This window comes from Actinacidiphila acididurans, from assembly GCF_016918855.1.
GTDB lineage: Bacteria > Actinomycetota > Actinomycetes > Streptomycetales > Streptomycetaceae > Actinacidiphila > Actinacidiphila acididurans.
Window position 1 is genome coordinate 83,235 of sequence record NZ_JADKYB010000015.1, and the last position, 25,595, is coordinate 108,829.

General features: G+C 69.0%; 23 protein-coding genes, 1 pseudogene and 2 CRISPR repeat arrays. Of the genes and pseudogenes, 12 read left to right on the forward strand and 12 right to left on the reverse strand.

Translation table 11 applies throughout. The features are described 5' to 3' along the window. Positions 1-209: 209 nt before the first annotated feature. The gene (locus ITX44_RS26115) at positions 210-677 is read left to right on the forward strand and encodes a hypothetical protein (protein ID WP_205359834.1); all 468 of its coding nucleotides are present in this window, start codon (positions 210-212) and stop codon (positions 675-677) included. 32 nt (positions 678-709) lie between these two features. Continuing rightward, a complete protein-coding gene (locus ITX44_RS26120; RefSeq protein ID WP_205359835.1) occupies positions 710-3,058 on the forward strand; it encodes a bifunctional polysaccharide deacetylase/glycosyltransferase family 2 protein in 2,349 nt (782 codons plus the stop codon). A gap of 211 nt (positions 3,059-3,269) precedes the next feature. On the opposite strand, the gene ITX44_RS26125 is transcribed toward ITX44_RS26120, so the two are convergent. The 3 genes from ITX44_RS26125 to ITX44_RS26135 all read right to left on the reverse strand — a co-directional run bounded on the left by ITX44_RS26125 (position 3,270) and on the right by ITX44_RS26135 (position 7,806). Then, entirely contained in the window at positions 3,270-4,523 is a 1,254-nt protein-coding gene (locus tag ITX44_RS26125) for a tyrosine-type recombinase/integrase (protein WP_205359836.1), read from the reverse strand. A 126-nt stretch (positions 4,524-4,649) separates the two neighbouring features. Continuing rightward, positions 4,650-4,928: a helix-turn-helix domain-containing protein gene (locus tag ITX44_RS26130; RefSeq protein ID WP_205359837.1), complete on the reverse strand. Its 279-nt coding sequence runs from the start codon at positions 4,926-4,928 to the stop codon at positions 4,650-4,652. Between the two features lie 697 nt (positions 4,929-5,625). Beyond that, positions 5,626-7,806 (reverse strand): CRISPR-associated endonuclease Cas3'', encoded by a 2,181-nt coding sequence (locus ITX44_RS26135; RefSeq protein WP_205359838.1) that lies wholly within the window; start codon positions 7,804-7,806, stop codon positions 5,626-5,628. Between the two features lie 452 nt (positions 7,807-8,258). Here ITX44_RS26135 and cas5c point away from each other — a divergent pair, with 452 nt between their 5' ends. Genes cas5c through cas7c form a run of 3 tightly spaced genes read left to right on the forward strand, consistent with a single transcriptional unit; the run spans position 8,259 to position 11,676 of the window. Then, positions 8,259-8,963, forward strand: coding sequence for a type I-C CRISPR-associated protein Cas5c (cas5c, locus tag ITX44_RS26140; protein ID WP_307795489.1), 705 nt, complete (start codon positions 8,259-8,261; stop codon positions 8,961-8,963). Then, positions 8,963-10,783: a type I-C CRISPR-associated protein Cas8c/Csd1 gene (gene cas8c / locus ITX44_RS26145; RefSeq protein ID WP_205359840.1), complete on the forward strand. Its 1,821-nt coding sequence runs from the start codon at positions 8,963-8,965 to the stop codon at positions 10,781-10,783. The genes cas5c and cas8c overlap by 1 nt, the downstream gene beginning before the upstream one ends. A 38-nt stretch (positions 10,784-10,821) precedes the next feature. Further along, positions 10,822-11,676 (forward strand): type I-C CRISPR-associated protein Cas7/Csd2, encoded by an 855-nt coding sequence (cas7c, locus tag ITX44_RS26150; protein ID WP_205359841.1) that lies wholly within the window; start codon positions 10,822-10,824, stop codon positions 11,674-11,676. 233 nt (positions 11,677-11,909) lie between these two features. Here the strand turns inward: cas7c and ITX44_RS26155 are convergent, their stop codons facing one another. Further along, the gene (locus ITX44_RS26155) at positions 11,910-12,218 is read right to left on the reverse strand and encodes a hypothetical protein (RefSeq protein ID WP_205359842.1); all 309 of its coding nucleotides are present in this window, start codon (positions 12,216-12,218) and stop codon (positions 11,910-11,912) included. Between the two features lie 1,300 nt (positions 12,219-13,518). Further along, positions 13,519-14,035: a CRISPR direct-repeat array (repeat unit 29 nt; unit sequence GTTCTCCCCGCGCAGGCGGGGGTGGTCCG). A gap of 315 nt (positions 14,036-14,350) precedes the next feature. On the opposite strand from ITX44_RS26155, the gene ITX44_RS26160 reads away from it, so the two are divergent. After that, positions 14,351-14,680 carry a hypothetical protein gene (locus ITX44_RS26160; protein WP_205359843.1) on the forward strand — a complete coding sequence of 110 codons (330 nt, stop codon included), beginning with the start codon at positions 14,351-14,353 and terminating at the stop codon, positions 14,678-14,680. A gap of 150 nt (positions 14,681-14,830) precedes the next feature. On the opposite strand, the gene ITX44_RS26165 is transcribed toward ITX44_RS26160, so the two are convergent. After that, positions 14,831-15,865, reverse strand: a complete 1,035-nt coding sequence (locus tag ITX44_RS26165; protein ID WP_205359844.1) for an IS110 family RNA-guided transposase — start codon at positions 15,863-15,865, stop codon at positions 14,831-14,833. A gap of 332 nt (positions 15,866-16,197) precedes the next feature. Here ITX44_RS26165 and ITX44_RS26170 point away from each other — a divergent pair, with 332 nt between their 5' ends. Continuing rightward, the gene (locus ITX44_RS26170) at positions 16,198-17,265 is read left to right on the forward strand and encodes an IS110 family RNA-guided transposase (RefSeq protein WP_205359845.1); all 1,068 of its coding nucleotides are present in this window, start codon (positions 16,198-16,200) and stop codon (positions 17,263-17,265) included. A gap of 54 nt (positions 17,266-17,319) precedes the next feature. Here ITX44_RS26170 and ITX44_RS26175 read toward each other — a convergent pair whose 3' ends face one another. Next, positions 17,320-18,486, reverse strand: a complete 1,167-nt coding sequence (locus ITX44_RS26175) for a site-specific integrase (protein WP_205359846.1) — start codon at positions 18,484-18,486, stop codon at positions 17,320-17,322. Beyond that, on the reverse strand, positions 18,483-18,734 hold the full coding sequence (locus ITX44_RS26180; protein ID WP_205359847.1) for a hypothetical protein: 252 nt from the start codon (positions 18,732-18,734) through the stop codon (positions 18,483-18,485). The genes ITX44_RS26175 and ITX44_RS26180 overlap by 4 nt, the downstream gene beginning before the upstream one ends. A gap of 129 nt (positions 18,735-18,863) precedes the next feature. Between ITX44_RS26180 and ITX44_RS26185 the strand changes: the two genes are divergently transcribed. From ITX44_RS26185 to ITX44_RS26205, 5 genes and pseudogenes are all read left to right on the forward strand, one after another. Beyond that, positions 18,864-19,007 (forward strand): hypothetical protein, encoded by a 144-nt coding sequence (locus tag ITX44_RS26185; RefSeq protein WP_205359848.1) that lies wholly within the window; start codon positions 18,864-18,866, stop codon positions 19,005-19,007. 223 nt (positions 19,008-19,230) lie between these two features. Beyond that, on the forward strand, positions 19,231-19,803 hold the full coding sequence (locus ITX44_RS26190; protein ID WP_205359849.1) for a hypothetical protein: 573 nt from the start codon (positions 19,231-19,233) through the stop codon (positions 19,801-19,803). Then, the gene (locus ITX44_RS26195) at positions 19,800-20,273 is read left to right on the forward strand and encodes a hypothetical protein (protein WP_205359850.1); all 474 of its coding nucleotides are present in this window, start codon (positions 19,800-19,802) and stop codon (positions 20,271-20,273) included. Before ITX44_RS26190 ends, ITX44_RS26195 begins: the two co-directional genes overlap by 4 nt. A gap of 58 nt (positions 20,274-20,331) precedes the next feature. After that, positions 20,332-20,634 carry a hypothetical protein gene (locus ITX44_RS26200; protein ID WP_205359851.1) on the forward strand — a complete coding sequence of 101 codons (303 nt, stop codon included), beginning with the start codon at positions 20,332-20,334 and terminating at the stop codon, positions 20,632-20,634. Between the two features lie 25 nt (positions 20,635-20,659). Then, a pseudogene (locus ITX44_RS26205) lies at positions 20,660-20,758 on the forward strand. Then, positions 20,758-21,152: direct repeats of the CRISPR family, unit length 29 nt; unit sequence GTTCTCCCCGCGCAGGCGGGGGTGGTCCG. Its footprint overlaps the pseudogene before it by 1 nt. 124 nt (positions 21,153-21,276) lie before the next feature. Here the strand turns inward: ITX44_RS26205 and cas2e are convergent. Genes cas2e through cas7e form a run of 5 tightly spaced genes read right to left on the reverse strand, consistent with a single transcriptional unit; the run spans position 21,277 to position 25,527 of the window. Next, a complete protein-coding gene (gene cas2e / locus ITX44_RS26210) occupies positions 21,277-21,600 on the reverse strand; it encodes a type I-E CRISPR-associated endoribonuclease Cas2e (protein WP_205359852.1) in 324 nt (107 codons plus the stop codon). Between the two features lie 48 nt (positions 21,601-21,648). Further along, entirely contained in the window at positions 21,649-22,647 is a 999-nt protein-coding gene (gene cas1e, locus ITX44_RS26215; RefSeq protein ID WP_236061632.1) for a type I-E CRISPR-associated endonuclease Cas1e, read from the reverse strand. 8 nt (positions 22,648-22,655) lie between these two features. Beyond that, the gene (locus tag ITX44_RS26220) at positions 22,656-23,444 is read right to left on the reverse strand and encodes a type I-E CRISPR-associated protein Cas6/Cse3/CasE (RefSeq protein WP_307795490.1); all 789 of its coding nucleotides are present in this window, start codon (positions 23,442-23,444) and stop codon (positions 22,656-22,658) included. Beyond that, positions 23,441-24,298: a type I-E CRISPR-associated protein Cas5/CasD gene (gene cas5e, locus ITX44_RS26225; RefSeq protein WP_205359853.1), complete on the reverse strand. Its 858-nt coding sequence runs from the start codon at positions 24,296-24,298 to the stop codon at positions 23,441-23,443. The genes ITX44_RS26220 and cas5e overlap by 4 nt, the downstream gene beginning before the upstream one ends. Continuing rightward, positions 24,295-25,527, reverse strand: a complete 1,233-nt coding sequence (gene cas7e, locus ITX44_RS26230; protein ID WP_205359854.1) for a type I-E CRISPR-associated protein Cas7/Cse4/CasC — start codon at positions 25,525-25,527, stop codon at positions 24,295-24,297. Before cas7e ends, cas5e begins: the two co-directional genes overlap by 4 nt. Between the last annotated feature and the right edge of the window lie 68 nt (positions 25,528-25,595).

Genomic DNA, 25,595 nt, shown 5'->3' on the forward strand with positions numbered 1-25,595 from the left:
AAACCGACCGGCAATACCTGCCCATATACGGAAATGTGGTCGGCTTCGCCAACGACCGGGTTCCCCTTGTATGGTGCGCCGCTGTGCAAACGACCTCTGGCGCCGATACGGCGGCCGACGCTCCCGAGCGCCGCGTCGGCGGTAGTCATGCCGCCACGCGACCGGTGTTCGTCGACGCCTCCGGGCGGCGGCAACGGACAGTACGGCGATTGGGCCGGTTCCTGGTCGTACCGGCCGCGGGTTACATCGCCCTGCTGCTGAGTTCGGCGTTCGGCGGCCCCACTATCAGTTCGCCGTATCTTCCGCTGCCCGAAGCCGCCGGCCACCACTCCAGCGGGCGCCACCCCGGCGGCAGCGGACACCGTCCGGGCGGCGCGGCGGCGCCCGGCAAGGGCCACGGCACCGCGGCAACCGGCTCGCAAGGAGGCACAGCGGGCACGGGCACAGGCCCGACAGCCGCCGGTGCCGAGCCCACTGCCGCGGGCGCCGGGTCCGCTGCCGCCGGTGCCGAGCCCACCGCCATCGGCGGCACCTCGCCGACGCCGGCGCTGTCCCCCACGGCCTCCGCGCCGGCCATGACGACGGTGTCGCCCACCGCCACGGTCACGCACGGCAGGAGCACCGCGAGTCACCCCGTACCCACCACCCCCAGTCACACCGGCCGCGGCCACACCTGAGTCCGGGCGACCGCTGTGAAGGAATCCACACCATGACGAACGCTTCTGCCGGACCGCCGCCCACCGAGCGCTCCAGGAAACGCCACAGTGCCGTCCGTACTCGTCCGCTGCGCACTCACTGGCTGTTGCTGACCACGTTGCTGCTCACCCTGGGCGTGGCGTTGCTGTTGCAGGGCTACACGCAGCACATGTTCGGTATCAGTGACGACGGTGCGGGTGCGGGGGGCGGGCCCGCGGGGCGGGTGCCGGCGGCGGTGGCGCACGGCGGGCCGGTGGTCGACGGGGTGACCGGCCGCACCGCCCGTCCGAAGGCGCACACGGTCGCTCTGACCTTCGACGACGGCCCGGACCCGGTGTGGACGCCGAAGATCCTGGCCGTGCTGCGCCGCCATCACGTGCACGCCACCTTCTTCGTCGTGGGCACCCAGGTCGCCGCCCATCCCGGGCTGGTCCGGCAGATCCTGGCCGACGGCAACGAGATCGGCATCCACACCTTCACCCACGCCAACCTGGGCAAGATCCCCGGCTGGCAGCGCTCGGTGGAACTGCGCGAGGCGCAACTCGCGCTGGCCGGGGCCACCGGGCGGACCAGTTCGCTGCTGCGGCCCCCGTACTCGGCCGGCAACGACGCGCTGACCGACAAGGACTGGACCGCGGTACGCGCGGCCGGCGCGGCCGGCTACCTGACGGTGCTGACCACCCTCGACAGCGACGACTGGAAGCACCCCGGCGTCGCCCGGATCCTCGCCAACGCCACCCCGCACGGCACCGCCGGGCAGGTCCTGCTCATGCACGACGCGGGCGGCGACCGCTCCCAGACGGTGGCGGCCCTGGACCGGCTGCTGCCGCAGCTCGCCGCGCGCGGTTTCCGCGTGACCACCGTCTCCGCCGCTGTCGGGATCAGTACGCCGATGGCCGCGGCGAGCAGCGGCGACCACTGGCTGGGCCGGGGCCTGCTGGCGGCGCTGACCGGCAGCGCCTGGGTGATCCGGATCATCGGCTGGCTGATGTACGCCGCCGGCGCACTGGCCGTGCTGCGCGCCGTCGCGGTGCTGCTGGCCGCCCGCCGCCACCTGCGCCGGCGCGGCCGGGCATGGGGCCCGCCGATGACCGCACCGGTCACCGTGATCGTGCCCGCGTACAACGAGAGCGCCGGCATCGAGGCCGCGGTGCGTTCCCTGCTCGCCTCCGACCACCCGGTCGAGATCGTGGTCGTGGACGACGGCTCCACCGACGGCACCGCCGACCTCGTGCAGTCCCTGGGCCTGCCCGGGGTGCGGGTGATCCGGCAGGCCAACGCGGGCAAGCCCGCCGCCCTGAACACCGGCATCGCCGCCGCCTCGCACGACCTGCTGGTCATGGTCGACGGCGACACCGTCTTCGAACCCGGCACCGTCCGCGCCCTCGTCCAGCCCTTCGCCGACCCGCGGGTGGGTGCGGTCTCCGGCAACGCCAAGGTCGTCAACCGTGGCGGGCTGCTGGGCCGCTGGCAGCACATCGAGTACGTGGTCGGCTTCAACCTCGACCGCAGGCTGTTCGACCTCGGCCAGTGCATGCCCACCGTGCCCGGCGCGGTCGGCGCCTTCCGCCGCGACGCCCTGACCCGGGTCGGCGGTGTCAGCGACGCCACCCTCGCCGAGGACACCGACCTGACCATGGCCATCTGCCGCGACGGCTGGCGGGTGGTCTACGAGGAGAACGCCATCGCCTGGACCGAGGCACCGGCCTCCCTCGGCGCGCTGTGGAAGCAGCGCTACCGCTGGTGCTACGGCACCATGCAGGCGATGTGGAAGCACCGCGGCGCCGTACTGAGGTCCGGCGCCGCCGGAAAACTCGGCCGCCGCGGCCTGACCTACCTCCTGCTCTTCCAGGTCCTGCTGCCCCTGCTCGCCCCGGTCGTCGACCTGTTCGCGATCTACGGGCTGATCTTCCTCGACCCGGTCCGCATCGCCGCCCTGTGGCTCGGCTTCCTCGCCGTGCAGCTCGCGATGGGCATGTACGCCTTCCGGCTCGACGGAGAATCCCCCAAGCCGCTGTGGACACTGCCACTCCAGCAATTCGTCTACCGGCAACTCATGTACCTGGTCGTCATCCAGTCCGTGGTCACCGCCCTGGCCGGCACCCGCCTGCGCTGGCAGCGCATGGAACGCTACGGCAGCCTCACCGTCCCCCCACCCACATCACCACCCCCGCCGATGATGTCGTCGACCCAGACCGTGCCCGCCCCCACTCTGGCCGACGCCTGGACCGAGCAGGCACGGTCCGCCGCGTACGGTTCCGACGCGCAGTATCTGCGCAGCGGCGAGACACCCGGCCTCGGTGATCCCTGGAACCCGAGCGGCCACGACGGCGGTACGTGGGGCAGCGGCCACGGCATTTGAGTTTTCGCCGCCCGAAGCGGTAAGCGGCTGAAAGCCCGGGAAGGGGCTCCGCTGCAGGTCAGAGCCCCTTCCCGGGGAAAACACAAGAAAGCGGCAGACGAGTCGGGCTGTACGCCGGATTCCGTTCCACCAGGGAAGCAGACCGCCTCTGACCTGGTCTTTTACGGGCCTGCGGCGGACGTTCCCGCTCCCTGGGACTTCTCTGGGACTTTCAGCCGAGATCCGTCAGCCAGTCCTCGATGGCCGACATGCCACGAGCGCCGGCCTGCGGCATGAAGTGCGTGTACGTCCGGAGTGTGAACGCCGGATCCGAGTGTCCCAGCCACTTCGCGAGCGAGACAACCGACTCTCCGGCTTCGAGCATCACGGAGGCGTACGTATGACGCAGGACGTGGAAGCCGTGCTCACGGCTCGGCTCCCACACGCGTGACGGCCTCTCCCCCGGCTGCCGCTGAGGCAGTGGCGGGATCACTCCCGCGATGGCGAGGGCTGGCTTCCATGCCTTGGTGTTCCAGGTGGTCCGGTTGATGGCGCCACGTCGCCCCGTATAGACGAGCAGCGGCACGGTCACCTTGCGCCGACTCTCACGATCGAGGGAGGGCTCCTCCGGATCCAGCCAGGGCAGGGTCACCTCGATCGGCACGAACCTTTCCTGGTGCGCGAGGATCCGCTTGGCGAGCGCCTCCGGCAGTGGGACGTCTCGTTCCTTACGGCGCTTGGGCGGGCCGAAGTACAACTGCGACTTGTACATGAGGATCTGCCGTTCCACGTGCAGGAAGTCGCTGTGGACATCGGCCGGGCTCAAGGCGAATGCCTCGCCTTGGCGCAGCCCGCACCCGACCCCGAGGTCGAGCGTGATCTGGTATCGGTCGGACAGCGCTGCTCGTACCGCATCAACGCGACCCTGCGGCCAAGCGCGGGCCTTGCGTTCGGGTTTCCTCGGCGGCTTGATCGAGCTGTTCCCTTTGCACGGGTTGCGGAACAGCCGTTTGTCCTCGACGGCGGCCTGCATGATCGCCTTGAGGTACACCCAGGCGAGGTTCGCCGTCCCCTGCCCGACCGCACGCTGCACATCCGCCGACCACTTGCGCAACTCGGACACACCAATGTCCTTGAGCGCCAACTCCCCTAGATACGGCAGCACGTGGCCCCATATTCGGTATTTCATGCTCTCCAGCGTCTGAGCCGGATGTACCTGTGACGGCCACCAGTGCTTTTCGACGTACTCACGCAGGCTGATCGCACCGTCGCGGACATCGACAAAGTCCCCCCGCCGAGCGTCAGTCTGCGCCTCGGCCAGCCACGCCTTGGCATCCGCGACCGTATCGAACGACCGATCGCGGACTCCCGGTATACCTTTCACCCGATAGCGAGTGCACTTGCCCCACAGCGCCGTCCGCTCACGTCTCCCCGTCTCCTTGTTGGCCCGCTTCTTGAGCCACCGATCCTCGACATAGCCCGCCATACGTCACTTCTCCTTGCCCCGACCGCAGTTCTCACTACGCAGTCGGCCTCGCTGGCGGACACACAGACGATCCACGTGGGCATGAAATTCCCGGTGCTGCTGCCTTATCAAGGTTGTTCCCGCAGCTCAGCAAGCACGGCGCCGCTCCCGCTGTCGCGGCGCCCGATTCAACGGGTTGAGGATCGGATTCGATCGCGAGTCTGCCTGCTCCTGTTCACTGAGCCATGCATCGAGCAGGTCTCGGCGATACATCAGCCTGCCGCCCGGCCCCATCCGGAAACTGGGAGGACCCTGCCGTCGGTGACGCCAGACGTACAGGGTGTTCACCGAGATCCCCATGTACGTTGCGGCGTTCTGAGCGTTCAGGAACGCAGCCTCCACGGCAGGCTTGGGCGCATTGCGCATCGCGTGTCTCCTGTTCAGCGCTGTCTGAGCAGCGGGCGATTCGTCCTCTCGCATGTCACGTCGAAAGGGCACACGTGTGACGATTGGCGAGCACGATCAGAATCCAGAGAACGCGGGATTTGGTGAAACTGCTTTCTCGTGATAGCGGAAGCCGTTGGCAAGAGGAATCTGTAAGCGATCGACGCCGACGCTGTGGTCGGGCGTTGAATCCTCCGCCGCCCCGGAAGACCGGCAGCCACCCGTGAGCGGGGGTGTGCTGGCACGACGGATACCAGTTGCGATCCTCCGCCGTCCCAGAGGAGAGCGGCCACGGCCGCGCCGAAGGCGACACCCCAGGGGCCGCCGAGGTTGCGATCCTCCGCCGTCCCAGAGGACGCCGGCCACCCGGATCGGTGCCGTACTCGATCCGGCACGCGGCAGCGTTGCGATCCTCCGCCGTCCCTGAGGACGGCGGCAACAACCGAGTGCCCAACGAGGTGATCCTAAAGCCACTCGTTGCTATCCTCCGCCGTCCCCGCGGACGCCGGCCAAATCCGCTGACCGTGGTCGATACGTGCGTCACCAAGGTGTTGCGATCCTCCGACGTCCCATTGGGCGGCGGCCGCCCCACTACCCCCTGCGCTCCGCGCCCCAGTGAGGAGTTGCGATCTTCGACCATGCCAGGGGCCGGTGACCAACCGTTACCCGAAACGAGGCATCAATGTGCCTGTGCCGAGAACGGCGGTTCGATGCCGCGGCGGTGGTGGTAGGCCCCGGTCCATTGGAGCAGGTCGTCGGTGATCGTAGTGGCGTGGCGGTTGGCCAGGGCGGTGTCGGCTTCTTTGGAGGGGATGTTGGCTGTGTGAGGTTGGAGGGTGCGGAGGGTTTCCGGGCCGGTGGGTTGGCCGCTGCGTAGGAGGTCGATCGCCGCTTGCGCTTGGGCGCGGGTTTGCGAGTCGAGTTGGTCGCCGAGGACAACGACTGACACTGTCCGGTCGTTGATCATCTGGAAGTTTTCGGCTACGGCAGGGAAGTGGAGCTGGGTGCGTAGCTTTTCAATAGGTTCGCCGAGACCGCCCGCAGTATCGGTGGTGTGCGATCCGGCTTGGGCGCTGTAGCGGGCGGCGTAGTACTCGGCGAGGGCTTCGAGATTGTCGGGGTCTGCCATGTTCTTGCCGAAGCGGTGGCGGGCTTCGCTGAGGGCTAGCTGGTAGGGCCTGTCGTGGGGCTGGGCGCCGTCGGTGGGGTGGAAGACGATCGTAGTGCCGTACTCGAGGTGGCCGTCGCGGTTGCAGCGCCCCGCTGCCTGCTGAATGGATTCGGGAAGTGCCCAGGCCCGGTAGACGGTGGGGAAGTCCAGGTCAACTCCCGCTTCGATCAGCGACGTGGAGACGACTTGTACCTGCGCGCTTTCGTCCTGCTTGAGGCGAGTGCGGATTTCGTTGATGGTGTCACGGCGGTGGCCAGCCGTCATGCGGGTGGACAGGTGGTACGCGTCGTCGCCGAGGTGACGGTGGACGGCATTGGCGTCTTTGGTGCTGTTGACCACCATCAACATGCGCGAGTGCTGAGCTGCTTCGGTAGCAATGTCGGTGAGGGTGACGTTGTTGCGCCATTCATAGCGAACACGGCGCAGAGACTTAAACAGTTGTGCTGGTGCGTCGATGACAGTGCGTTCGGGCAGTCCTTTCAGGGTATTGGTGGCCCAGAATTCCGGCTGAGTAGCAGAGGACAGCAGGACTGTGGCGCCGAAACGCTCGGTCAGGGTCCGCAGGACGGAGAGGATGGGTACCAGGAGCCGGTCGGGCAAGGACTGGACCTCGTCGAGGACGATGACCGCGCCAGCGAGGCGGTGGAGTTTGCGCATGCGGGCCGGGGTGTGGGCGAACAGTGACTCGAAGAGCTGGACGGTGGTGGTGATGACGAAGGGTGCGTCCCAGTTCTCGGCGGCGAGGCGGGCCCAGCCTCGTTCGGGGTTGGCGGAGCTGTGGTGTTCCAGGACGTTGGGCAGCCCGGTGGCTGGGTCGAGCATGTCCCGGTAGACATCGGCGTTTTGCTGGGTGATGGAGATGAACGGGACGGCGACGATGACGCGCCGCATGCCGTGCCGGCGGGCGTGGCACAGGGCGAAGCCGGCTCCCGCGAAGGTCTTGCCGCCACCGGTGGGGATGTGGAGGCGGTAGATGCCGCGCTCACCATCGGCAGCCTGCATGGCCTGCTGGTAGATGTCCTCACGGATCGTGTCTACGGGCGACGGCAGGCGTTGGGCGAGCGCAGCCTTGCGACGGATCTCGAAGAGTTGCGCGAGGGCTTCCATGTCAGCGTCGTCGCGGACGCGCGGCGCACGGCTGGAGAAGTGGGCGCGGGTGTCGAGGAAGTCGGCGTCGACCACCGCTGAGTAGGCCATGCGGATCAACAGATCGATCTCGGCGTGGGGTGCCGTGGGAGTGGCCCAGGACGGGAGCGGGACCTCGGAGGTCCGCTCGATTTGCGGCACCAGGGCTGCGACGCGCGTTATGGCTTCACTGACGTGGGCGGGAAGGTCGGACCGGAGTTCCTTGAGGAGATTCTTCAGGTCCGCGTTGTTCCGGAGGCCGCCGTGGTGGCCTTCAACAATGCCGGCGAACTGGAAGGGCAGAACCTTGGCCGCCAGATGGGTCCCCGCGGATTTGTGGTCGGGACCGACCCGGCCGCCTTCGCTTTCGGCACGCAGCAGGCCGTTCTGCCAGGAGCAGTACCCCTTGCCGACATCGTGCACCAGGCCCAGATACCCAGCCAGGTCTGCAGCGCCGAAGGCCGAGCCGAACCGGTACGCCAAGCTCTCGGTTCCACGCAGATGGTCGGTCAGGCGATGGCGGTTGCCGCGGCGATTGCTGCTGTGGGCTAAGAGGTCGTCCATGGAATCTGACGGTAGTGCCAGCCACTGACAGGCTCGCTGCAACCAGCCAGGCCCGCGCCGCGCCGCCTGCGCGCAACTTGTCCGCCCTGCCCTGTGGCAGTGGCGGTCACCTGGGCATGACCGGTCCCGGAACGGAACGTTGTGGTTATCACCGGGGTCAGACAAGATCGGAGGTGACGAGGCAGCGTGTGACCGTACTCGTCCGGCACCGCTCCAGTAGGAGCGGTGAGGATCGCAACAGAGCGTCGCTGTGGGCGGAAGCAGTAGTAGGGATGCGGTGGCCGGCCCCTCTGGGGGTCGGCCACCGGTGCGTTGTCAGTGCCTCGTGCCACCCTGAGCACGTCTCGGAGGAATTACCCCGTTGGCACCAGATCGCCACCGCCACTGCGATAGCGTCTTAAGGGCATCGCTGTGTAGTCGTGGGCTTTCGTATTGAAGAGAGGAGTGCGCCCGTGGCCAGCTCAGGCTCGTGGCGTCAGACGCCGTTATCGGTCGAGGTGTGGGGGCCGCTGGCCTGCTTCACCCGGCCAGAACTGAAGGTGGAACGCGTCAGCTACCCAGTGCCGACGCCGTCGGCGATGACCGGGCTGCTGGAGGCGATCTTCTGGAAGCCGGAGTTCCACTACGTGATCACTCGTATCGAGGTCCTGGCGCCCATCGAGTGGATCGCGGTGCGGCGCAACGAGGTCAAGTCCGTCGTGAGCCTGGACCAGGTCCGCCGGCTGCAGACCGACCGCACTGCGCGGTACGACGTGGAGACCGACCGGGACCAGCGCAACACGATGGCACTCAAGGATGTCGCCTACCGTGTGCACGCCCAGATGAAGCTGGCGCCGCATGCCGACGCCCCGGCTGCGAAGTACCGCGACCAGCTCCGCCGCCGTGTCGAGCGCGGCCAGTGCTTCTCGCAGCCCTTCCTGGGCACGCGGGAGTTCGCCGCGTACTTCGGGCCCACCGGCTCCGCGCCGGTGGACGGAGTTCCGATCGACCGCAATGACGAACTGGGGGTGATGCTCCACTCGATCGAGTACACCGACGAGGGCGAGCGCTACCACTGGTTCAACGCCCGTCTGCAGCACGGCGTGCTGGAGGTCCGGGACCCGCTCGGCCCCGACGACGTCGACATGCCGAAGGCGTCCTGGCGCAAGGGGGCCTGATGCTCCTGCACCGCCTCGTCGAGTACAACGCCCGTCGCGATGACCCGCCCCCTGCCTACTACCGGCACAAGCAGATCGCCTGGAAGATCACCCTGCACAAGCGGGGCGCTTCCCTGGACAGCATCCGCCCCCCGCGGGCAGCCAAGGGCGAAGTCCAGGACCGGGGCGTCTTACGTCCTGCACCGCACGTCCACCGCACCAGCGCCGTCACCCCGCTCCTGCTCGCGGACACCGCCCAGTACGTCCTGGGTGTCCCCCGCAAGGACCCCAAGACCGGCCAGGCCTCAGCCAAGGACGCAGCTAAGGCCGCCAAGTACAAGGCCGCATTCCTCGCCCTGACCGAACAGTGGGCAGCCACCGTCCCCGGCGACCCCGCGGCGCAGGCCGTCCTGGACTTCCTACGCGCCCCGCACCCGCTTCCCGACATCCTGGACGCTGGCGACCTGATGGCTTTCACCCTGGACGGCCGCTGGGTGCACGAGCAGGAATCGGTCACCAACTTCTGGGCCGAGCACGTTCGGAGTTTGAAGACCGGCCGCGGTCAGACCGGCACGTGCCTGGTGTGCGGCGCACAAGGGCTGCTGCTGGACTCCTTCCCCGAAGCCATCCGCAAGGGCGCCATCCCCCCAGGCGGCGATGTCAACGGATCCGCCGTCGTCTCGATCAACACCCCCGCCCAAGGACGCGCCGGCGTCAGCGCGGGCCTGGCCCGCACCCCCGTGTGCGAGCAGTGCGGTACCTCCGCCGTCAACGCCCTCAACGCCCTGCTGGTCGACCCTCAGAACCGGCACCGCGGCCCCGACTTCGTCACCATGTGGTGGACCAGGGAACCGGCCGACACGAGCTGGATGCAGCAGATCGACGACCCCGAGCCCCAGCAGGTCGCCGACCTCATGGACGCGGCCCGCACCGCCAAGGAACGGGCGGTGCGGTCCACAGACCCCAACGACTTCCATGCCCTGACCCTCGGGCTCAACGCAGGCCGGGCCGTCATCAAGGACTGGATCGACGTGCCCTTGCCCGAGATCAAGATCCGGCTGGGCCGGTGGTTCGACGACCACCGCATCCACGACGGCTGGCGCGGCCAGGACCGTGTTTTCTCCGTCTGGCGCCTGTCCCTGGCAGCCTCCCGGTGGGACCGGCGCGGCGACAAGTACGTAGCCGCCACCATCCCGGTCGGTCTCGAAGCCGCCCTGTACGCCACAGCTCTGCACGGCACACCGCCACCAGCGTGGATCCTGCCCCGGCTGCTGCAGCGCATCCGCGCCGACCAGCACCCGGACACCGCCCGCACCGCGCTGCTGCGACTCGCCTTGATCCGCACCCATGCCCACGCCCTGGAGGACTTGGCCATGCCCGGCCTCAACCCTGAGAACACCAACCCCGGCTACGTCTGCGGACGCCTGTTCGCCACCCTGGAAAGCATCCAGTACACCGCCGGCAAGATCGCCGACCGCAAGGTCAACGCCACGATCCGCGACAAGTACTTCGGCACCGTCATGACCAGCCCCGGCTCTGTCCTGCCCAACCTCCGGGTGGGCGCCAACAACCACCTCGGCCAGATCCGGCGCAAGCGACCCACCACCGCCAGCGCACTCGAACGCAAACTCGGCGCGATCTTCAGCCTCCTCGGCGACGACATCCCCGCGGTCCTGCCCATCCCCCACCAGGGAGCGTTCGTCCTGGGCTACGAACACCAGCGCGCCGACGACTTCGCCCGCGCCAGCGCCGCCAACGCCGCCCACGAGGCCGGCAATGCCACAGAAGACGACGCCGACCTGGTCCTCGACCCGCCACCGACCGACACCCCCGCCCAGTGAACTCCACACCCACCGCCCAGCCCAGCAGGAGAACCATCGTGACCGAACCACACCTCGACCCCGCCAAGAAGCACGACTTCGTCTTCCTCATCGACGTCCGCGACGGCAACCCCAACGGCGACCCCGACGCCGGCGGAATGCCCCGCATCGACCCCGTGAGCATGCAGGGCCTCATCACCGATGTCGCCATCAAGCGCAAAATCCGCAACACCACCGCCCTGCTCAAGGAAGGCGTGCCCGGCTACGAGATCTACGTCGAATCCGGCGTCGCCCTCAACGCCCAGCATGAACGGGCCTACACCGACGGCAAAGCCACCGACGCCATCACCGCCCGCACCTGGATGTGCCAGAACTTCTTCGACGTGCGCATGTTCGGCGCCGTCATGACCACCGGCAAAAAGGAGAAGACCGCTGGCCGCGTCCAGGGCCCCGTCCAGATCAGCTTCTCCCGCTCCATCGACCCCATCACGCCCCAGGAAATCGGCATCACCCGCGTCACCCCCACCCGCACCGAAGACCTCAAGACCAAAGAAACCGAGATGGGCAGCAAGCACATCGTCCCCTACGGCCTCTACCTCGGTACCGGCCACTTCTCCGCCCCCCTGGCCAAACGCACCGGCGTCACCAGCGACGACCTCGAAGTCTTCTGGCGCGCATTCACCCTCATGCTCGAACACGACCGCGCCTCCAGCCGCGGCGAAATGACACTGCGCGGCCTGTACGTCTTCACCCACAACGACGCCTACGGCAAGGCCCCCGCACACCAACTCTTCAACCGCATCAACGTCAAGCCCACTGGCACCCCCACCACCCGCTCCTACGACGACTACACCACCGAAATCAACGACACCGACCTCCCCGACGGCATCACCCTCACCCGCATCCTCGACTGACACCCGAACCCTGATTACGACTGCCCGACTCAGTCCCAGGAATCCCAACGGCTGCCGCCGCCAGTCGGACCGCAATGGCATTCGCCCGACAAGACAGCCGAGAATCGCAACCAAGCTATACCCATCCTTCGGTTCGAACACTCGATGGCGCCGGTCGCTCCCACGGAGCGACCGAGGATCACAACAAAGACCGCGCTGTCACGGGTGACACCATCACGTCCATCGCGCTGGCATCAGCACCGAACGACCACTCCGGCAACGTCGTACGCGATGTGGCCCTGCTGATGTTGTGCTACCCCGCCGTCCACAAAGACGGCGGCCACCGTGGCGCCGCCAGTACAAGAGAGCACGGTGTCGTCGTTGTGATCCGCTGCCGACCGCGAAGGCGGCGGCCACACCTTGGTGATCCCGCCGGGCTCGGCGCCGTTGCGGTTGCGAACCTCCGCCAACCCGAAGGATGGCAGCCACGTGGTGCCAGCGTCCGACCCCACGAAGCCGTTCTGCGCGTTGCGATCCTCGCCGGCACGAAGGGCGGCGGCCATCTGAGACTCTTCCTTCGCGTGGGTGGCGTATTAGGTGTTGTTGGGATCCTCCGCTGGCCTGGAGGACGGCGGCCACGCTCGGCCCCAGACACCCCGCCGAGGCGCGAAGCGCTGTTGCCCGCCATCCCCAAGGGCGACCTCCCGTCCTCCGAGCGTCGCACCGTGGGCCTGTGAGTTGCACCCTCCGTTGACCCGAAGAACGGCAGCAACGGTCTCCTTGGCATCCAGAACGATCCCGATGGGGGAGTTGCAGTCCTCCACCGTCTCGAAGGACGGCGGCCGCCCGATGGAGAAGTCCGCGAGGCGCTTCATGAACGAGTCGTTCCGATCCTCCACCGTCCCAGAGGACGGCAGCCATCGCTCGGCTGGATGCCGCTGACGTTCACCTTGATGTAATTGCGATCCTCCGCCGGCCCGAAGAGCGGCGGCCACATCGAGGACACGTGCTCGGTAGCGGCCGCCCAGCAGTTGGGATCCTCCGCCGTCTGCGAGGACGACGGCTACCGCATTTGAGCAGCACAATCATGGACCGGAGCCGAGGCGACTGGCCAGTACCAAGTGATCAAGACAGCATTATTCGCACGTTCTACCTCGGTAGGACCCGCACGTCCCATGCATGCTTGGGGTTCCGAAGCAGCGGTCGGCCCCGACGCAAGCGATCGCTCCCACGCCCTGGTGGGCCAATGACATCACGTGGCTACCTCACGAAGGACAAGCGATCGCCGGAGGTCCTCAGCGCAGTCCGGAACTCCGTAAAGAAGCCATCACCCAAGGTAGTTCGGTAGGGACCCGCCGTCCGCATGCACTCCCCCGTGCTCCGACCCAGGCTTCGGTGAAGCCGTCCTCGGGATTCGAATCCGAGACCTACGCATTACGAGTACGCGGGCGATTATGCTGCCCTGTGCCGTGCAGAGCTGTCAGATCGCGTTTGACCCGGCCAGAAGGCACGTCCCATCCCTGTCCATGATGCCCGGTACTGCCACGTTCGAAGACGTCCGCGCTCCCCACGCGCTCCCCTGAACTCCGCGGCTGCCCGGCGACGCAGGCAAACGAGGCATGCCCGCACGGCGGTTCGGCCAGCGGCAGCGGAGTCGCACCCAACCCCCTAGAAGACGACCCGGCGCCGACCTTCGCGAAGTCACCCGTAGTTGTCTTCTGCAGGGCGCCTATGTACGACTTCCACAAAGCCAACGGCCGCACGACCTGCCGCGCGTTAACGTCTGCCAAACTGGCCCCATGAGCCAGCGGCAACCAAGTCAAGGAGTTGCAAAGCTCCTCGAAAAGCGCAGGTCGTAAAGGGGTTCTCCCCGCGCAGGCGGGGATGGTCCGGTCGTCAACACCCTCCTCACCACCCAGATCGAGTTCTCCCCGCGCAGGCGGGGGTGGTCCGTTCCTTGGTGACGCCTTCAGGATTGCTGCGACGTTCTCCCCGCGCAGGCGGGGGTGATCCGCCGTCGGCTCCGGTCGTCGGGTCCAGGTCGTCGTTCTCCCCGCGCAGGCGGGGGTGGTCCGTCGACCGGGCTGCTCACGCCCGCACTGACGAAGTTCTCCCCGCGCAGGCGGGGGTGGTCCGAGGACTGGCGAGCGGCCCAGCTCGCCGGTTACGTTCTCCCCGCGCAGGCGGGGGTGGTCCGGTGCTGCCGCGCGGACCGGAACTCTGGGACCCGTTCTCCCCGCGCAGGCGGGGGTGGTCCGACCCTGCTGGCCCAGGGCATGACGCTGCCGCAGTTCTCCCCGCGCAGGCGGGGGTGGTCCGGATGGAAGGGCGGGAGGGGCGCGATCCCGGAGGTTCTCCCCGCGCAGGCGGGGGTGGTCCATCATCGACCGCGCCCTGGCCATCCAGGCCCTGGCCGGCCGCCGCGTACGGATCCTCACCTACGACACCGGGCAGGCCACCCGCGCCCGCACCGCAGGTCTGCCCGTCACCAAACTCCGGGACGACGTAGGAACCGGCGACGAACCCGACTGGGCCGCACTCGACGTAGCGCAGAACCGGGGAACCGGAGGTACCCGGCAGGCCCGCCGGCAAAAGGGCGCCGAACCCGCGGCGGGGCCAGCAGAAGATCAGAAGGAGACACCCGGGCCCGGGCCCCAAGCGTGAGCACTCCCGCCGAGTCGGTAGTCTCCGCGCCATGGCAACCGGACTGTGCATCGCGGCCGCGGCCATCACCGCCGCCGAGATCGAACGCCTCGACAATCTGCCCGACGCCGCCAACGAGACGGTGGACGCGGACGGGTGCCAGTTCAAGGCCGGCCACACCGGGCGCCACGCCTGGCTCGCCCAGGTTCAGGACGGCGGCGAGAACACCACCGGTTGGTGGGTGATGTGGGACGCCCCCGCCGGGACGGACCCATCCACGTACGAGATCGTCTCCGCCCCGTTCTGCGAGGAGCCCGACCCCGACGGCATCTGGACGTGCGAGCACCCTGCGGCCCACGAGGGGCCGCACCGCTTCGACTGACAGTGAGGATTGGCCATGGCATCGCCCGGGGCCTGACTCTCCGACTGACTGACGCTTCGGTTGTCCTCCGGCGGAATCGTCGGCCTGCCGGGCGGTGCCGCTTGGCGCGTGGCCGGTCGGGCTTCTGTGACTTCATAGCGCCTCTGTGTGTCAAGCGGCCTGAACGAGGCGGGTTTGTTGGTCTCGTTTCATGATCCGGTAGACCACGTTGGACAGGCGTCGTTTCAGGGCCCGGCGGGCCTCCGAAGGGGTCTTCCCCTCACTGATCTTGCGGAGGTAGTAGTCCTGTCCACGCCCGCCGTCGCGGATCTGGCAGACGGCGATGGTGTGCAGGACCGAGTTCAACGCGCGGTTGCCGCCGGTGTTGAGCCGGTGGCGGACGTTATTGCCGCTGGAGGCGTCCAGGGGCGCGCTACCGGTATAGCTGGCGAAATGGTGCTCGGTGGGGAACCGGCTGATGTCCCCGATGTGGCCGAGGACCTTCGCGGCGAGCACCGTGCCCAGGCCCGGCAGGGTGGTCAGCGTGGTGCGGGTCGCCGCGATGGCCTCGCGCATTTCGGCTTCGTTGTCCTTGACCTGCCGGTCCAGTCTGCGCAGGTCGGCCAGCAGGTCACGGGCTATGTCCCGGCGGCAGTTGTCGGTGGCCGTCACGGGGCGGATGCCCTTCATCAAGGCGGCAGCCTTGTCGGCCGACAGGCCGGTGGGTGCTCCACCGGGCAGGAGATCGCGCAGGACGGCGTGGAGTCGGTTGAGGACGCGGGTGCGCTCGTGAACCAGATCGTCCCGCCGCTCGGTCAGCAGCCGCAGGATCGTGGTCTGGTCTTCCTGGACCACGAGGCGCAGGTCATGGCGGAAGAGGGCGACCTGGGCGACGTGCAGGGCGTCCTTGGCATCGGTCTTGCGGTCTCCGCCGGTGGCCAGCAGCCGGGCCCGGGCCGACAGGGTGGAGGGCACGTCGACCACGTTCTCGCCCGCGGCGGCCAGCTGCTGGGCGAGCGAACGGCCCAGACCGCCAGCACCTTCGACCGCGAAGCGACGGTCGGGCCACTGCTCGCACCAGCGCATCAGCTGGCGGAAGGTTCCGGCGTTGACGACGAACCGGCGCTGGGCCACCTGGTGGCCTCCGGAGTCGACGACGACGGCGGTGTGGGACGACTTGTGGGGATCGACACCGATCAGGAACACCGGCTGTTGCCCTCGCACTCGATGAGACAGGAAGGGGAGTGCGGTGGGCACCCTGACTTGAAGTCACAGCGTCACCTCATGCCTCTGTCGAGCCACACCGCGCGGGTGCCGGCCGGCGGCGGCACGCTATCAGTGAGCCAGCCCGAGGGCGGCAAGGAGCACTGCGGGCCCGTGCCGACCGGCACCCTGGACGCTACGGCTGCAGACCGAGCATCCGGGGTCGATTCAACAAGTCAGGAGCCTGGCCAGAGGTCCCATCACTGTCTTGTCCGTCTGCCCGACCGGCTCGCGCCCTCCCATCGGTGCGCGTTGGAAGGGCGACACACAACAGCATGGCAGCACAGGACATAGTGGTGGTCGGCGGGATCGACACGCACACCGACCTTCACCAGGCAGCGGTCATCGACAGCATCGGCCGGCACCTGGCCACCGCGCAGTTCGAGACCACTCCGGCCGGCTACCAGCGGCTGCTGGACTGGCTGAGGTCGCACGGCGAGGTCCTGGCCGTCGGGATCGAAGGGACCGGTGCCTACGGCGCTGAGATCGCCCGGTTCCTGACCGCCAACGCCGTCACCGTGGTGGAGGTGGACCGGCCGGACCGCAAGGCACGGCGGGACAACTGCAAGTCGGACCCGATCGACGCCTATGCGGCGGCGACCGCGGTTGTGTCCGGCCGAGCGGGCGGGGTGCCTAAGTCGAGGAACGGGATCGTGGAGGCGATCCGGGTCCTGCGGGTGGTCCGCAAGAGCGCGGTCAAGGCCCGCACCCAGACGATCAACCAGATCCGCACCCTGGTCGTCACGGCTCCTTCCAGCGTTCGGGACAGGCTGCGGGGTCTGTCCGCACGCGAACTGGTCGACACGCTGGCCCGGTCCCGTCCCACAGGCGAGCTGGCCGATCCTGCCTGTGCGGTGAAGACCGCACTGCGGCGGCTTGCCCGCCGCTACCAGGCACTTGATGAGGAGATCAAGGAAGCGGACCGGGAGATCGGGCCGCTGGTCACCCAGGCCGCCCCCAGGCTTGTCGCGTTGCCCGGAGTCGGACCCGAGACCGCCGGGCAGCTGCTGACGAGCGCGGGTGACAATCCCGACAGGCTCCGCTCGGAAGCTGCCTTCGCCCACCTGTGCGGGGCCGCCCCGGTCCCGGCCTCCTCCGGCCGCACCAACCGCCACCGGCTCAACCGGGGCGGAGACCGCGCGGCCAACAATGCGCTGCACACCATCGTGCTGGTCCGCATGAAGTACGACCAGCGCACCCAGGAGTACGTCGCCCGCCGCATCGCTCAGGGCATGACCAAGAAGGACATCATCCGATGCCTGAAACGGTTCGTCGCCCGCGAGGTCTACCGCCACCTACCCCACATGATCCACACCACTAAACCGCTCCCACAGACCGCTTGACGATCTATAGGAGCTTCCGCCCGAAGATCAGGGCGGCGCCGGCGACCGAGGCGTTCAGTTGCCTTCGGCCGCGCGGCGCTTGGCCTCCTGCACGATCAGCCACGGGTTCTCCGCCCGGGACTGAGCCCGGTCCAGGTACTCGCGTTTCACCACCGCCGAGCCCGCCTTCCACCGGCCCTGCTTGGTCGGGTCGCCGCCAGCGTCCGCGATGGCCTGCGCTCCGCCGCGCCGCAGCCCGTGCGCGGTCACCTTCTCCCAGCCCTCGATGCCGGCGCGGCAGGCGCGGCCGCGGACCCAGCCGTTGACGGCAGCACCGGTGACGTAGTCGCCACGGACACTGGCGGTAGCCCGGGACTGCAGGGTGCCAGCCACGGTCAGCGCGCGCAGGAACGCCCCTTCCCGCACGCCCAGGGCGTAGAGCATGGCCAGCCACTCCTTGGTGCGGCGCACCGGGTCGAGCAGCGGATCGTCCTCGGCGGGAATGAACGTCTTCTCGCCGCGCCCCTCTTGGTCGGTCTTCGAGGTGCGGATCAGCAGCTCCACACCAGCGTCCTCCATGGTGACGTCCGCGATGGACAGGTCCGCCAGCTCGATCCGGCGGTTGAGCGCGCCGCGGCCCAGGACGAGCATGCACGCGTCTCGCAGGCCGACTGGGTGCCGCAGATCGCAAGTGGCCAGCATATCCCGCATCATGGCGTCGGTGATCGCGGGGGCCTTCTTCACCCCGACCATCTTGTTCCACCGCTTGCGGTACTTCCGCAGCATGCCGCGGGCCTCCCGAGTGCCGGGCTGCTTGTCCTCCGGCATCCAGGTCCGGACCGCCGACATGGCCACCGACACGGTGTTCGGCGCGACCTCTGCCTCGATCAGGTGCCCGACATAGTCGACGAACACCGCGGTCGTGCACGGGTAGGCGACCTTCCCGTTGGCCGCGCACCACTCCCGGAACTTCTTGCGCTGCGACTTGTAGGTCGAGACGGTGTTCGCCGCCTCGCTCTCCTCATCCAGCAGCCGCGCGGTCTCCTCGCTGACGTACAGGTCCGCCTCGGTGTACGTCGGCTGGTCGGCCTCGGTCGGCAGTGCCTGCCCCGGCCGTAGGATCGTGTGCCGGTCCACCGCCGGTCGGCTTCCGGGCTGCGGCGCCAGCACCACGGCGTCGGCCGGCAGCACCTCGCTGTCAGGCACCAGCTCCGCGTCGACCACCTCGCCGTCGTCGCTCACGGCCGCCGCCGGATCGCATCAACGGCGCCGGCGACTCCGTCGTCGTAGAAGCGGTTGAACACCGAGCCGGCCAGGGCGTCGTAGACCTCGGCGCCGAGGCGGCCGCCGTGGGGGACCACGGCTGCCAGGTCGCCCGCGTCCTGCCTACCGAGTAGGGCGGCGATCAGCACGGCCTCGTCGTGTGAGCAGTCCAGCAGGACCCGCTCCGGCATCTCCTCGTCATCCAAAGTGATCTGCTTGACCTTCACTACGGGAGATATCCTTTCCAGGACAGGGAGACTGCTATAAAGGGAAATTATAGAAGGCTACCGGCGGTCACCCCTGACGAACCGCCAAACCCGGCACACCTCCGCCCCGGCCAGTTCGTTACTAAGGGCATGGACCACCACGGCAGCGCGTTCGCTCCCGGCGTGGAGGACGCCATCCTGAACGCCATGGACGACGCCCACCTGAAGGACATGGGTGACTCCCTCTACGAGGACGACGGCGACGGCAGCGAGCCGACCGGCGAGGACTACTAGATCAATCTCGGCTTCTGCGCGGTGCCCCGACCGTGCGCCGGATCACCGTCAACGCTGAGTTGCGCATACCCGGCCGGATGCTGCATCCATGCAGTCGGTTGATGTGTATTACGGAATGCATGTATCGTTGTGAACATGGGAGAAGAGGTGCGACGCCTCTGCGCCCCGACGGTCTCGGCCGACTGCGGCCCGCATCGTCCCCCACCCCTACGACAGGAGCACCATGCTCGACCCCACGGCCGTCGCCATCAACATCCCCGGCGCCAAGCCCGTACGCATCGGCCCGTTCATCGCCCCCACCAACGCCGAGCGCTACGCTGAACGCCTCCGCTCCATCGCGGCCAGCCGCCGGTTGAACGCGGACATCAACGTCGTCCGCACCAACCGTGGCTTGGACCACCTCGACGTTCGCCTGCCCACTGAATCCTGGGCCCTGGCCGAACTGCTCGCCCAGGAGGAGGACCAGCACGGCGAGGAGGTCCCCTTCCCCGACATCTACACCCGCCTCATCGTCCAGTGCGGCGCGGTCCGCGCCGAAGAACTCAGGGACAAGGCCACCGGTTGGGCCGGCCCGGCCGACGACCGCATCTCCGAACTCACCGAAAGCGCCGAGGAGTGGCGCCACCAGCGCGACCAGGCATCCACCGCCCTCCAGCGCATCGCCGTCCAGCTCTGGCTCGCGGGACTCCACAACATCCGCCGCATCCACGCCATCACCGGCTTGTCCCGTGCCACCATCTACGCCGAACTCCGGTTCAAGGGCATCGAACCCACCGACCGCACCACCGAGAAGTGAGGACCCCGACCGTGCTGGACATCGGCACCTGTGAGTTCGAGACGACCCCGCTCACCACCGGTGAGCTGGTCGCCATCCACGTCTACGAAGCCGCAGTCGCCGGCAGCGGCATCCGCGACTGCTTCGACTCCTTCACCGTGGAGTCCGCGCGCGACCACGAGACCGAGTTCGGTCAGGGCGCCACCCGCGTCATGCTCCGCGAGTACGCCCGCTACCTGCACACCTGGTACCTGGCCCTCGACGCCCTCCTCGGTGACGGCCTCACCTGCACCGCCCAGGCCACCCGTTACAGCACCGCCATGACCCGCTACATCACGGCCGCCGCCGACGACTACCACGGCACCCGCCAGGACTTCGAGCACACCGTCACCACCTGGACGCTCGCCCTCCTCGCCAGCGGACCCGACGCCGACTACCCGCCACCCACCCGCACCCTCAACCTGCCCATGCAGACCCTCAGCGATGAGTGAGCCGGTCACACCTGACGACCCACCACGGCCGCTGCCCGCGACCGTGAATACTGGCCCCATGAGCAGCGAGCGATGGATCGCACCCCGGCCCGGCTGGTACCGCGTGATGGGCGTCGGCGAACCGGTCTTCGCCGGCGAGGAGCCGCCCGTAGCCGACAGGCCGGAGCACCTGGTGCGCTTCGATGCCACGGCCGCCGATCCCGTCCCTTGCCGGAACTGCCACAGCGCGTACGACCCGACCGACCCGGCCGCGGTCACCCAGCACACGGAGCCCGTCGACTGCGGCCAGTCGTGCCGGTGCCGTGACCGGCCGGCCTGCTACACATGCTTCGGATCCTTCTGCTTCTGCATGGCGCACTGACCGGCCCGGTATCGTGCCGCCCAGGGAATGCGTAGCTCAGCTTGGCAGAGCGCTCGGCGCCCGGGCCGCCCGTGGGCGGGCCCGCTAGAAGGAGAGGCCGCGGGTTCAAATCCCGTCGCGTTCGTTCTCCCCGCGCAGGCGGGGGTGGTCCGCCCCGCCTGGCCTGGCTGGTGCGCCACGTCGCGTTCTCCCCGCGCAGGCGGGGGTGGTCCGTCCCGCATGTCGACGTCGCGGAACCGCAGTCTGTTCTCCCCGCGCAGGCGGGGGTGGTCCGGCCAAGCACCGCAAGCCCGCTGGCGCCGCGGGGTTCTCCCCGCGCAGGCGGGGGTGGTCCGGGTGTTCCACGGGCCGTTCGCCATGTAGGCGAGTTCTCCCCGCGCAGGCGGGGGTGGTCCGACGAACGCACGCCGCATGTAGGCCGCGTTGGAGTTCTCCCCGCGCAGGCGGGGGTGGTCCGGCGCAGCTCAGGCAGATCTGGCACCACCGCGAGTTCTCCCCGCGCAGGCGGGGGTGGTCCGACGGAGCGCGACTACGGGTACGCCGTCACGACGGAGTTCTACCCCCGCGTGGGGCGCCAAGCCGATGAGCCAGAAGTCCCACTGCGGACCTTGCCCGCCTGCGGTTGGCAGTTGGGGAGCGTGGTCAGTGGTCGGCAGGTCCCAAAGGTGGGGGTTGTTCGTCTTGGGGGCGGAAGGCGATGAGGGTGAGGCCGTCGAAGTCGAGGGGGGTGCGGCGGCGGTCGCCGGCGGTGTGGAGGGTGAAGCCCTGTTCGTTGGCTTCGGGGTGGATGAGTACCGCGGCGCCGGGGCCGATGGAGGCGGAGACGACCGCCCAGAGTTCGGTACGGACGCGGGCGGAGAGGGTGCCGACGTAGAGGCCGGGGGTGGGTTCGATCATCCAGCGGGTGAGGGCGCCGCGTACGTGGTCGGGGACTGCGGTGGTGGCCAGGACGGTCATGGTCGGCATGGTCGCTCTGCCCTTTCGGCTGTCGCGCCGTTGGAACGCGGGGCCTGGTCATGGGCCATCGGGGGTCTCCTGTGGGGCGTAGTTGACGCCGGCCGGCACGGAGCCGGCTTCCGGGTCCCAGAGGTCGACCATGTCGACGGCGTGGCCGTCGGCGATGGGCTCGGCTTCGCCCGGAGCGAGGAGTGCCTGGACGTCGGCGACGATGCGGGGCAGGAGTCTGTAGAGGCGTAGCTGCGTGCGGAAGCTGCGGCGGGCGGCGGCTTCGGGGTTGGGAGAGTCGTGGAGGGAGAAGGCGAGGGGGACGGTGAGTTCGGCTTTGTAGAGGTCGGCGACGTCGTAGACGAAGGCGAGTTGGGTGCCTTGGTGGACGAAGCCGAGGGCGGGTGAGCAGCCGAGGGCGACCAGGGCGGCGTGGACGATCCCGTACAGGCAGGTGCTCGCGGAGGACAGGGCGAGGTTGACCGGGTCCTGGCTGTCCCAGGAGTCGGGGTCGTAGGCGCGGCGGAAGCGGCCGATGCGGTGCTGCTGGGCGAGGAGCTTGTAGAGGGCCTTCATGCGCTGGCCTTCCATCCCGCGTAACTGGTCAAGAGTGGTGGTGGCGGGGACGGCGATCTGGAAGCGCGAGGTGTACATCTGCCGGGCGACGGCGAGTCGGCGGTCGGGGTCGCTCCACTGGTGAACCTGGTGTTCGAGCCAGCGCGTGGTCAGGGAGGGGGAGACGGTGCCGGAGTAGCAGCGGACGCCGCCCGAGCCGGTGCAGACCACGGTGGTGCCGTGCCGGGCGAAGGTGGCCAGCGCGGGCTGGGTGATGGAGGTGCCGGGGCCGAGCAGCACGCAACTGAGCGAGGCGGTGGGCAGGTAGACGCGGGTGATGTCGCCGTCGTCGCTGGTGGTTTCGGCACAGACGCCGGTGTCGTCCTGGACGATGCGGACGATGTCGGCGTAGAGGAAGGACAGGGAGTCCCCGACGCGGGGAAGCATGGCCAGGGTGGGTGAGGCGACGCGGCGGCGCGCTGAGTCTGGGGTGTGGGTGCGGTTGGCAGCCATGGCGGAATTCAGGCTCCCGGGTGAGCGGGGGCGAGGCTGAGCAGGCCGCAGCCGTAGGACTTGCTGCGGCCGATGCCGTTCAGGAGCGCGGAGCGCAGCGTGTCCGGGTCGGTCACGACCCCGGTCCCTTCGAAGAGGGTGATCGCCCGGTCGATACGGCGGTCGGTACGCCTCCCGGCGCCGGGCTTCGTACCGGGGGCGGAGGGTGGGGTGGGGACCGGGATCGTACGGGGGCCGGGGGCGTGCCAGGTGGTGGCGGGGTCGGCGGACCTGGACACCAGGGTGCGTACGGCCAGGCCGGCGGCGGTCGCGCGGTCGGTCCACCACTGGTCGGCTTCCGGCCCGTGCAGCGGGATGGCCTGTTTCCAGCGGCCGGCGGTGCTGTTGGGTCCGCAGCGGCGTACGGCGTTGGCGGCGAGTCGGTAGCGCACGAGGAGGCCCGGGCGCAGTGCGGTCAGCAGGGCGTCCATGGGTCGTACCTCGGCGCGGGCGTAACCGGCGGGGAGCCGGTCGGTCGAGGGCCGGGTACGGGTCTGGACCAGGAGGACGGGTTCGCCCGCGCCGTCGGCTTCGAGACGAAAGAGGACTCCGGCCTGTGCTCGGGGGGCTGCGCCGAGGCCGTCGGGGACGATGTTCATGACGGTACGGTGCAGGTCGGCGATGTTGCGCAGATCGCGCTGTACAGCGCGGCTGCGGGGGTTGAGCAGCAACCGCGTCAGCCAGGCCTGTCCGGTGGCCGGATCGACGGCAGCCGCGGTACGCACGGCGGTTGCCGTCGGGGTGTCGGTGGGGGTCACGGCGTGGCTCCTTGCGGGTGCAGGTAGTCGGCGATGGCGTCGAGGTAGGCGGTGCCGTAGCCCTTGCACAGATCCACGGGCAGCGGCCGGGTAGTGCTGTGGGCGAGACGGGCCCGGTGGACGCGGTCGCGAGCGGTGAGTCGGACCGGTTCGTCGTTCAGCGTGGTTACCGTGACGGGCGCCGAAGAGCCGCCGAGGTGTACCGGACCGGCTGCCGCGGCGGTGTCCGCTTCAACGTCCGGGAACGGTTGGTCACTGGTGAACCGGATGTCGACCGTGCCGGAGGGCGGTGTCGTGTACGGGGGGCGGCGGGCGAGCGGGACGCGGCTCAGTTCAGCGGCCGGGTCGTCGAGGCCCGCCCGCAGCAGCAACAGGCCGCCGGGTGGGCAGGAGCGGCGGCCCAGATGCAGCGGCCAGCGTGGCGCGGCCACGGCGTCGGCGCAACGCTGGGCCAGATCACCGTCGGTGAAGTCGGCCGCGACGGTGAACGCGGCGTCGGACAGGTAGTGGCGGGTGGAGACGATGGTCGCCGCGTCAGCGCCCCGCCGGGCACCCTTGGCCGTGGGCACGGTCAGATGCTGCGGGTAGCCGCCGCCGACGGTGTGGAAGTCGCCCATGACGGTGCCGGGCCGGTCCACCCGCACGGTGAAGCGGACCCGAGTCAGCCGGGCGAACAGCGCTTCGCCATTCGCTCCGTCTGCGACGGCCTCGGCGCGCGGGATGCCCAGAGCTGAGGCGAGCAGGCCGATCAGCCCGGAGCGGGTCGGGTGGGCGGCGGTGTCGCGGTGGGTGAAGGCACTGTGCTCGCCCCAGGACTGCAGGGGTGCGGCAAGGTGGAGGAGGAAGCCGGTCACGCCGTTGCCGCCTCGACGGCGCCGCGGGCGGGGTAGGCGGCGGCGACCGCGCCGGCGATCAGGGCCGGGTAGGAGTCGGCCACGGCGCCCAGACCGGGCAGGGACTTGTCGTCCAGGCCGGCGTGGGCGGCGTAGGGGAGTTCGGTGGTGCCCAGCAGTCGGTTGATACGGGCCGCGTACTCGCTCAGCGCCTGCCGGGACGGCAGGCCCCAGCCGTGCTCGCGTGCCCGTACCGGCTCCTCGAACGCGGCGGCCAGCGACAGCGGCCGGTCCGGCCGTACCGCGACATACACCAGGTCCGGGTGGGTGTGCGGCGCGGTGGACGTCTTCTTCGCACCGGGCACCGTGCCCAGGAACGCAGTGGCGAAGGCGGTGGCAAGCTCCCGCAGGGTGTCCAGGTCCCGGTCGGCGGTCTCTTCGGTCCCGGCCGGTGTGGTCTGGGGGGCCTGCGGGCCGGTCAGGGAGGTGACGTTCGCGGCGAGGTCGCGCAGGTCGAGGGTGGCGTAGCGGTAGAAGACGCCGGTGCTGAACTCGCCAGTGTTCATATGGGCACTGCCGGCGTCCTCGGCCCACTGGTTGACGTCGTCGACGGCGGTGAAGAAGTCCGCCTGGACGGAGGTGGCATGCGTGGTGAACGCGTGCGCGACCTGCACCGCGCCGTCGACCCCGGCTCCGGGGATTTCCGCGAGCATCCGCCCGAACAGTGCGATCGAGCCGTTGCGGGAGCGCAGAACCTCGTGGACGGCGTCCTTGGGCAGCAGCGGCTTGGCGGCAGCGGCCTTGCCAAGGGCCTTGGCCAGTGCCTCCCGGTGCTCCTCGGCGATGTCCGCAAGCGCGGGCGCGGCGCTGTCGGGCAGGAACAGCAGCGACGCGGTGGTGCGGTCGCCCTTCTCCAAGGCGAGCTTGGTCTCCGTCGAACGGATCACCTGTGCGCCCGCCAGCGCGGCCAGGTCCTCCGGCCAGCCCCGTCCGACCAGCTCGCGAAAGACCTGCTCCGGCAGTCGCCGGGTACGCAGCGCCTTCTCCCCGATGGTCTCCTCCACCGCCATCCGCACCGGCCGCTTCCACGCCTGGCTGGACACCCGGGTACGGGTAACGCCGCCGAAGGTCAGCGACTTGGGCGAACCGAGATCATCACGGTTGACGTTGCTGTACGGCAGGGTCTGCACGACATGCAGGTCCAGAAAGCGGGGCGCCTGGGCAGGGGTGGCGGCGGAGCTGGTTGACATCGCGGAGTTCCTTCGGGTCGGAACGGAGACAGGGGTACGGATTCGGTGCGAGTACGGATTCGGGCTGG

Bases quoted from the DNA above. Each gene is read 5' to 3' on its own strand.
- ITX44_RS26120 (WP_205359835.1), top strand. From the start codon at position 710: ATGACGAACGCTTCTGCCGGACCGCCGCCCACCGAGCGCTCCAGGAAA.
- ITX44_RS26125 (WP_205359836.1), bottom strand. From the start codon at position 4,523: ATGGCGGGCTATGTCGAGGATCGGTGGCTCAAGAAGCGGGCCAACAAG.
- ITX44_RS26130 (WP_205359837.1), bottom strand. From the start codon at position 4,928: ATGCGCAATGCGCCCAAGCCTGCCGTGGAGGCTGCGTTCCTGAACGCT.
- ITX44_RS26135 (WP_205359838.1), bottom strand. From the start codon at position 7,806: ATGGACGACCTCTTAGCCCACAGCAGCAATCGCCGCGGCAACCGCCAT.
- cas8c (WP_205359840.1), top strand. From the start codon at position 8,963: ATGCTCCTGCACCGCCTCGTCGAGTACAACGCCCGTCGCGATGACCCG.
- ITX44_RS26155 (WP_205359842.1), bottom strand. From the start codon at position 12,218: ATGGCCGCCGCCCTTCGTGCCGGCGAGGATCGCAACGCGCAGAACGGC.
- ITX44_RS26160 (WP_205359843.1), top strand. From the start codon at position 14,351: ATGGCAACCGGACTGTGCATCGCGGCCGCGGCCATCACCGCCGCCGAG.
- ITX44_RS26170 (WP_205359845.1), top strand. From the start codon at position 16,198: ATGGCAGCACAGGACATAGTGGTGGTCGGCGGGATCGACACGCACACC.
- ITX44_RS26185 (WP_205359848.1), top strand. From the start codon at position 18,864: ATGGACCACCACGGCAGCGCGTTCGCTCCCGGCGTGGAGGACGCCATC.
- ITX44_RS26190 (WP_205359849.1), top strand. From the start codon at position 19,231: ATGCTCGACCCCACGGCCGTCGCCATCAACATCCCCGGCGCCAAGCCC.
- ITX44_RS26200 (WP_205359851.1), top strand. From the start codon at position 20,332: ATGAGCAGCGAGCGATGGATCGCACCCCGGCCCGGCTGGTACCGCGTG.
- cas2e (WP_205359852.1), bottom strand. From the start codon at position 21,600: ATGCCGACCATGACCGTCCTGGCCACCACCGCAGTCCCCGACCACGTA.
- cas1e (WP_236061632.1), bottom strand. From the start codon at position 22,647: ATGGCTGCCAACCGCACCCACACCCCAGACTCAGCGCGCCGCCGCGTC.
- cas7e (WP_205359854.1), bottom strand. From the start codon at position 25,527: ATGTCAACCAGCTCCGCCGCCACCCCTGCCCAGGCGCCCCGCTTTCTG.